The following is a 7,727-nucleotide window of genomic DNA, read 5'->3' as shown; positions in this document are numbered from 1 at the left end:
CTGCTCAAGCTGAGAAACAGAAAAATTCCTCATCTCATGCGGATAAACAACACGATCAAGAACAGGAAAACGACCGGTGCCCGAGGTGCCGGATGCCGGAGAGGATGCAGCCTTGTTTTCCTGTTTTTCAGTCATGATGCCGTACCTGTTCTTTCTGAACTGATGACCTGATCCTCTGCTTAGGCCTGTAAGAACAGGCAGCCCGCAGGGAAAGGACGGTTTTCTTGCCTATTGCCCGCACGGCGCAAGCGCGAAAAGATTTTCTATATCCTTATGTGCTGTTTTTGTCACAAAATTGTCTGAAAAGCTTGTGCCGTCACTTCGGACTGTAATAGAAACGTCGCCTGACATAAGCACGATCTGAAACAAGGTCCGGCGAGGACATCTGCGATACCACGGCAAGGATATGCTTTATCCGCAGATCAGGGTCTTCTCCGGAGTTATGGAATTTCCCGGATATTTTTCCATATCCTGATACGATTTTGAAAGAATGGCCGGCCCCGCCCGGCGCAGGAGCAGAAGACAGATGGCGGTACCTTTGATGCAGGCTGTCCGCGTGGGCGGATATGTTGTGAAACAGCACCTGAGCGGTCGGAAACGCTACCCGCTCGTGCTGATGCTGGAGCCGCTGTTCCGCTGCAACCTCGCCTGCGCCGGATGCGGCAAGATCGACTACCCGGCTGCAATCCTCAATCAGCGCATGAGCGTTCAGGAATGTCTGGACGCCGATGCCGAGGCCGATGCACCCGTTATCGCCATCGCAGGCGGAGAGCCGCTTCTGCACAAGGAAATGCCGGAAATCGTCCGTGGCCTGATCGCCCGGAAGAAATACGTCTATCTGTGCACGAACGGCCTTCTTCTTGAAAAGAAGATGGACGAATACGAGCCGAGTCCCTTCTTCTCCTGGGACGTCCATCTGGACGGAGACAAGGAGATGCACGATGCCTCCGTCTGCCAGGAAGGCGTCTATGACCGCGCTGTTGCCGCAATCCGCAAGGCGAAGGCCCGCGGCTTCAGGGTCTCCATCAACTGCACCCTGTTCGACGGAGCCGACCCCGCACGCGTTGCGGCATTCTTCGACGAGGTGATGGCTATGGGCGTGGACGGCATCATGACCGCTCCCGGCTATGCCTATGAACGCGCCCCGGATCAGGAGCACTTCCTGAACCGCCAGAAAACAAAACAGCTTTTCCGCGATATCTTCCGTCGCGGAAAGGGCCACAAGTGGCGCTTCACACAGTCGCCGCTGTTCCTGAACTTCCTGGCGGGCAACGAAACCTACCACTGCACGCCGTGGGGCAAGCCGCTCCGCACCGTCTTCGGCTGGCAGCGTCCGTGCTATCTGCTCGGAGAAGGATACGCAAAAACCTTCGACGAGCTGATGAGCGATACGAAGTGGGACGACTACGGCACGGGAAATTACGAGAAATGCGCCGACTGCATGGTGCATTCCGGATACGAGTCGACAGCCGTGCAGGACGCCGTCCGCCGCCCGTGGCATATCGCGAAGGTTGCCTTGTTCGGACCGGAGACCGAAAAGCCGATGGCCCCGGAGATCTCGCTGGCGAACCAGCGCCCGGCGCAGTATGTCTTCAGCCAGCATGTTGATGAGAAAATGGCCGAGCTCGACTCGCGCAAGAAACCCGCACGTCCTCCGCGCGTGACGGTGGTGCGCGAGGCAGCCGAACCGGCAGATGCGGCAGACTGAAGCCGGGCTGCTCGCCGGATAAATACAAAAAGGCGGAGCCGCTGACGGTCTCCGCCTTTTTTCTGTCTGCCATTCTGCTATCCCGTGAGAGATGCCGGATAAAGCGGTAGATCTCTGATAGCGGATGATATGACATACTCGGTCCTGATTGTTTTCCTCCTGATCCTGCTGAACGCCCTGTTCGCAATGGGGGAAATGGCCCTGATCTCGGTGCGGCGCGTCCGCCTTGCCGGCCTTCAGGAAAAAGGGGTGAAAGGTGCGGATCGCGCCCTGCGCCTGTCCGATGCGCCGCAGAGCTTTCTGCCCACCGTCCAGATCGGCATGACACTGGTCTCGATTCTGGAAGGAACATTTGGCGGTATACAGATCGAGGCCGCACTCACGCCAAGACTTGAGGCCATTCCCGCCCTCCGGCCGTTTGCCGGAAATCTGTCCATGATCATCGTGGTGCTGGCCATCACCACCCTGATGCTGATCCTGGGGGAACTGGTCCCCAAACAGCTTGCCCTGCGATACCCGGAACAGATCGCCGCAAGACTGTCGCTGCCTCTGGAAATGATTTCCGTGGCTGCGCGCCCGTTTGTCTGGGCCTTGCGGAAATCCTCGGATCTGGTCCTGCGTCTGATGGGTGTCCGCCCGGCAACAAAAGAGGCGCTGACAGAAGAGGAACTGCGCGCGGTCATTGCGGAAGGTGCCCAGTCTGGCGTGCTGGAGGAGGGCGAGCGGACCATGATCGAACGCCTGCTGCGCCTGGCCGACCGGCCCGTGCGGGCGATCATGACGCCACGTAATGACCTGCTCTGGGTAGATCGCCACGCCGGACGCGACGCGCTCGTCAGCACGCTGCGTAACACGACCTTCTCTCGTCTCGTGGTCTGTGAAGGCAGTGTGGATAATCCCGTGGGCGTGATCATGGCCCGCGATATGCTTGATCGTCTGCTTGACGGAATGCCCGTATCGATCGAGGCCGGACTACGCCAGCCCGTGGTGGTGCCGGACACGATCTCGGCTCTGGACATGCTGGAACGGATGCGGACGATCCCGATGGGGATCGCGCTGGTCGTCGATGAATACGGCTCGTTTGAGGGGATCGTCACGGCCTCGGATCTGTTCGACGCCATCGTCGGAGAGATGCACGAACGCGCCACACGCTCCCAGGAGCCGGTCAAATACGGAGATACCCTGCTTCTTGAAGGCTCGGAACCCGCAGATGAGATCAAGGCGCGCCTCCGCCTCCCGACGCTTCCGGGAGAAGGCGATTATCACACCCTGGGAGGACTGATTCTCGCTCTGCTGCGTCGCGTGCCGAAAGAGGGAGACAAGGTCGCTTTCGCAGGCTGGCTTTTCGAGGTCCAGGCCATGGAGGGACGGAAAGTCACACGAGTACGTGCCAGTCGTCAGGCTCTGGCAGAAAACTGATCCCGGATTTTACGCGGACACAGACATATTTCGAAACATTTCCCGTGCCACGATGTTCACACATATATCGGAGGAGAAAAAGATGTTTCAGTCAGGACATAAGACCCGTGCCTGCGGGATTCTGCTGGCGATAATGACACTGCCCGGCTGCGTCAGCACGGCCGATCAGGTCGCGAACAAGGAAGATCATCTGGCAGCGGCAGGTTTCGTATTCAGACCGGCCAGCACGAAGGAGCGGCAGATCATGCTCAGCCGCCTGCCGGCTAACCGGTTCACACGAAAAATCAGGAATGATCAGGTCTGGTATATCTACGCTGACCCCACTGTCTGCGGCTGTCTCTACGTAGGCGATCAAGCGGCCTGGGCGAAATATCAGCAGTACAGACAGGCAAGAGCCATCGCGGATGAACAGCAGTCTTCAGCCGAAGATCAGATGATGGCCGCCCAGGACTATCAGGATTCCTCATGGAACTGGGGGGCATGGGGGCCGGGCGGCCCGTGGGGCGGGCCTATGGGCGGCTGGGGTCCGGGCTGGTAAGCATAAAAAAACCTGCCCGGGATGGCAGGTTTTCCGAAAATGCCTCAGGCCTCTTCGTGAGCCGGGCCGGAGTTGAGCTGGATGTATTTCTCGATTCCGATCTGCTTGATGAGATCGAACTGGCGATCGAGGTAATCCTCGTGCTCTTCCTCGTTTTCCAGGATCTTCAGGAGAAGGTCGCGGGAAACGTAGTCACGGACGCTCTCGCAATAGGCGATGCCCTCACGCAGATCGCCCAGAGCCTTTTCCTCAAGCTTGAGGTCGCATTCAAGAATTTCCTTCACGTCCTGACCGATCAGGATCGTGTTCAGACGCTGAACGTTCGGCAGGCCCCCGAGATAGAGAATACGCTCGATCAGCCAGTCGGCGTGACGCATCTCCTCAATGGATTCCTCATATTCTTTCTTACCCAGCAGGGTCACGCCCCAGTGGCGCAGCGTGCGGGCGTGAAGGAAATACTGGTTGATCGCAGTCAGCTCGTTGGTCAGCTGGACGTTCAGATGCTCAATAACTTTGGGGTCTTTAACCATAGGTCTTATCCGTTTTTCTGAGGGTGTCTGAGGAGGTGATAGAGCAGATGGAAAACAGATTCAAAGAAAAAATCATTTGTTTTCAAGAAGATAAGCGCATCTGCTTTGCATTCGCAGTTAAAGGAATGCCCTCGTGAAGGAAAATATTCCGGAATTTCAGATATTAAGCCGTACCTGTTCTATCTCACCGTCAGGTGCAAAACCGAAAATCTGACCGTAAAAATTCAGTTCCAGCAGCCAGCTTCTGCGGATAACATCAGCAGAACGGAATCCATGCCCTTCACCGGGAAACTCATAAAGCGCGAACGGCGTGCCCTGCCGCTTCAGCGCATCGGCCATCGCCCGGGCCTGAGACGGCGGCACCACACGGTCCTCAAGCCCCTGAAGAAGAAGGACCGGCGCACGGATACCGGATGACAGGGTCAGAGGAGAACGCTCCAGATAGACAGATTCCGCATCGGGCCAGGGACCGATCAGCCGGTCCGTATAACGGGACTCGAACTTATGCGTCTCCTGAGCCAGAGCGCGAAGATCCGTCACGCCGTAAAGACTCGTCCCGGCTGCAAAGACATCGCTCGTCGCCAGAGCGTTCAGAACCGTCAGCCCCCCGGCGCTGGAGCCGCGAATGGCAACCCGCGCCGGATCCGCCAGCCCCAGGGACAGCACATGGCGCGTCGCCGCGATGCAGTCATTCACGTCAGCGATGCCCCACTGCCCCTCCAGCCGCTGACGCCAGCGGCGACCAAAACCGGTTGATCCGCCGTAATTCACGTCCAGAACGGCAAATCCGCGGCTGGTCCACCACTGCACCTTGAAGGAAAACGCATCCGCAGCACGTGCCGTAGGCCCTCCGTGGACCAGAACGATCATCGGAGGCTTCTCTCCGTCGGGAACACGAAAGGAGGAGGAGGCGGGAGGATAGAAAAACGCCTGCCCCTGATCATCACCATATTGCGTTTCCACCGGAAAATGTACGGAGACCGCAGAAGAGATATCGGCAGAACCGAAGGGCAGCGTCGTTGCACTGCGCAGGATACGATATGGCACATCCGGTGTGCCCAGAACCACGGCCTGAGCCATATCCGGTGCAGCGTCCAGCCAGACAAACCGCGTCTGCTCAAGGGAAAACACCTCCTGATCCGAAGACGGCAGAAGAAGCTCAGGGCACTGATCCGGAGACCCCAGACCCACAGGGGCAACACATCCGTCCGGACCCGCCACAATCACGCGGCTGCGTCCGTCCGCAACCGCAAGAGCCATCACGCGCCCGTCCGGCAGAGGCGTGAAAGAACGTTGCCCGAAGACCCAGCCAGGCTGGCCGATCTCCTCCTCAGGAACGCAGAGCGGTGTCCTGGTGCCTGCACTCAGATCAAACCGCTCCGGAGACCACCGCCCGCTGCGATCCGACAGGGCAATCAGCGTATCAGGACCGGTCCAGCGCGGCTCGGTCACGGATTCGGCCTGATCCGCTCCGGCAATAACGCGCACGTCCTCCAGCCCGGCGAGATAGCCCCGCCGGTCCGGACATGTCCGGCCGACACACAGACGGGTCGCATCCCATGGCATGTCGGGATGAGACCATTCAATCCAAGCCACATGACTGCCATCCGGAGAGCTGATAGGAGAACTGTAGAAATCAGCGCCCTCCGCCAGACACACCGCAGGAGCACCATTCAGCGGAAAGGCCACGAGCCTTGCCCGGGCCTCACCCGCCTCTCCGTGATCTTCCTGCACCGCAAGAATACTCTGCATGGGGATCGAGAAGGAAAAATCCGCATATCGCTCATGCGTCCGTGTCGGCAGGCGGACAGGCTTCCGGCTTCCGCCGGTATCGGGGGACATCAGCCAGACCTCATTGTTTTCACGCACCGAAAACACGATCCGTCCGTTGCTGACGGCATAGGCCCCGCCGCCATACTCATGCACCCGGCTCGTCACGTCGAACGGAGGCGGCGTCACGTCACTGATGCGACCATCCGGAGACCGGCAGACCAGAACCGTGCGCCCTTTTTCCGAAGGACGCCGCTCCAGCCAGAAGACATGGCCGTTATCAGTCCGGACCATGGAAAGAGAGACCGTCTTCCCGGAAACGAGTTCAGAAGTAACAGGGGAGGGCCAGCTGCCGCAGGGCAGGGGAGTGAGATGGGGCACGACAGGAAAAATCCGCTTTGCGATCAGGTGTGTTATTATTGTCGCAAGCATATCCCGGTCGTCTGCCGCGGTCACGCTCTGATCTTGACACTCGGGAGGGGGGCGGGCTTCCTGCCGCGCAGGATATATCGCACAGGACCGGCAAACTGACACATTATCTGGACTCTCTGTTCTCCCATTACGGCTATGGGGTCGTCGGAGTGGTGGTCATGCTCGAAAGTATGGGACTGCCGCTTCCGGCCGAGAGTCTGATCATCACGGCAGCTCTGTACTGTGCCACGACCCACAGGCTGGATATCACCTGGGTCGCCGTGGCCGCCGTTACCGGTGCGATCATGGGTGATAATTTCGGCTATCTGATCGGTCGTGCGCTCGGGCTGAAAATTCTACAGAAATACGGAATCAAAATTGGCCTGACATCAGACCGGCTGCTGCTCGGGCGCTACCTGTTCCGCAGGCACGGCAATGTCGTGGTCTTTCTCGGCCGCTTCGTCGCCATCCTGCGGATCTTCGTGGCCCTGCTGGCCGGAGCCAGCCATATGCCCTGGCACAGCTTCCTCCTGTATAACGCCCTTGGCGGAATGGCCTGGGCCGGGGGCTATACCTTCGCAACCTATTACTTGGGCAGCCGTATCCTCAACGTGACGGGTCCGGTGGCCATCGCCATGGGCTGCGTCGGCGGCGCTGCGCTGCTGGCGGGCTTCCTGTTCATCAGGAAAAACGAGAAGAAACTTCTCGATGAGGCCATGGTGCAGGCCAGATCCGAAGAGAAGCCCCTGTCTGTATAGTCGGAAGGCTGATCCTCATGCCTTTCCTCCTGCACCTGTCGGGAAAGTAAGGACGGCACCCGAAACGGACCGCCCTCCGTTGCCGGAACAGTTCACTTCTTCCGAGCCCGGTATATATCAGCAGAACGGATTCCAATGTTCTGCGGAGTGATGCTCGATGACCGGGGCGAGTGAGTTTCTTTTTTCCTACGGAACGCTTCAGCTGGAAAGCGTTCAGACATCTTCTTTCGGGAGAATCCTCAAAGGAAAAGCCGACAGCATGGTCGGTTTCAAGCAGGATATGATCGAGATAAAAGACGAGGACGTCATCAGGAAAAGCGGCGAACGATTCCACCAGGTCGTCGTGGAATCATCCGATCCTGAGGACGAAGTAAAAGGAACGGTCTTCGAGATATCGAAGGAAGAGCTCGATGCTGCCGATCGTTACGAGGTGTCCGATTACAGAAGGATCAGTGTGACCCTGAAATCCGGTCAGGAAGCCTGGGTCTACGTCAGGGCAGACTGACAGCTGTCCTGTATTACGTCGTGTCGTCAGTTAAGCAGTATGATGATTGAAGCGAACTGCACTGCTGCGAGGAAAGTAGATTTGAGTT

The 7,727-nt window shown here is 58.3% G+C and carries 7 protein-coding genes; 5 read left to right on the top strand and 2 right to left on the bottom strand.

Annotation, left to right across the window (positions count from 1 at the left end):
- Positions 1-526: 526 nt before the first annotated feature.
- The 3 genes from hpnH (at position 527) to LOC54_RS10485 (ending at position 3,665) form a co-directional block, all read left to right on the top strand.
- Positions 527-1,708 (top strand): adenosyl-hopene transferase HpnH, encoded by a 1,182-nt coding sequence (gene hpnH / locus LOC54_RS10495; RefSeq protein WP_279313767.1) that lies wholly within the window; start codon positions 527-529, stop codon positions 1,706-1,708.
- 129 nt (positions 1,709-1,837) lie between these two features.
- Positions 1,838-3,127: a hemolysin family protein gene (locus LOC54_RS10490; protein WP_279313766.1), complete on the top strand. Its 1,290-nt coding sequence runs from the start codon at positions 1,838-1,840 to the stop codon at positions 3,125-3,127.
- Positions 3,128-3,209: 82 nt separating this feature from the next.
- On the top strand, positions 3,210-3,665 hold the full coding sequence (locus tag LOC54_RS10485; protein ID WP_279313765.1) for a hypothetical protein: 456 nt from the start codon (positions 3,210-3,212) through the stop codon (positions 3,663-3,665).
- 44 nt (positions 3,666-3,709) lie between these two features.
- On the opposite strand, the gene bfr is transcribed toward LOC54_RS10485, so the two are convergent.
- Together bfr and LOC54_RS10475 are read right to left on the bottom strand one after the other, a co-directional pair.
- Complete coding sequence (bfr, locus tag LOC54_RS10480; protein WP_279313764.1) at positions 3,710-4,195, bottom strand: bacterioferritin; 486 nt, start codon at positions 4,193-4,195, stop codon at positions 3,710-3,712.
- 156 nt (positions 4,196-4,351) lie between these two features.
- Positions 4,352-6,421, bottom strand: coding sequence for a S9 family peptidase (locus LOC54_RS10475; protein WP_279313763.1), 2,070 nt, complete (start codon positions 6,419-6,421; stop codon positions 4,352-4,354).
- Positions 6,422-6,471: 50 nt separating this feature from the next.
- Between LOC54_RS10475 and LOC54_RS10470 the strand changes: the two genes are divergently transcribed.
- A complete protein-coding gene (locus LOC54_RS10470) occupies positions 6,472-7,134 on the top strand; it encodes a DedA family protein (protein WP_279313768.1) in 663 nt (220 codons plus the stop codon).
- Between the two features lie 157 nt (positions 7,135-7,291).
- Positions 7,292-7,639 (top strand): gamma-glutamylcyclotransferase, encoded by a 348-nt coding sequence (locus LOC54_RS10465; RefSeq protein ID WP_279313762.1) that lies wholly within the window; start codon positions 7,292-7,294, stop codon positions 7,637-7,639.
- Positions 7,640-7,727: the final 88 nt, after the last annotated feature.

Source organism: Acetobacter sp. AN02, from assembly GCF_029759835.1.
In the GTDB taxonomy this organism is placed as follows: domain Bacteria; phylum Pseudomonadota; class Alphaproteobacteria; order Acetobacterales; family Acetobacteraceae; genus Acetobacter.
Note: the sequence above shows the minus strand (reverse complement) of the source record. Positions and strands in the feature narration are given on the sequence as shown.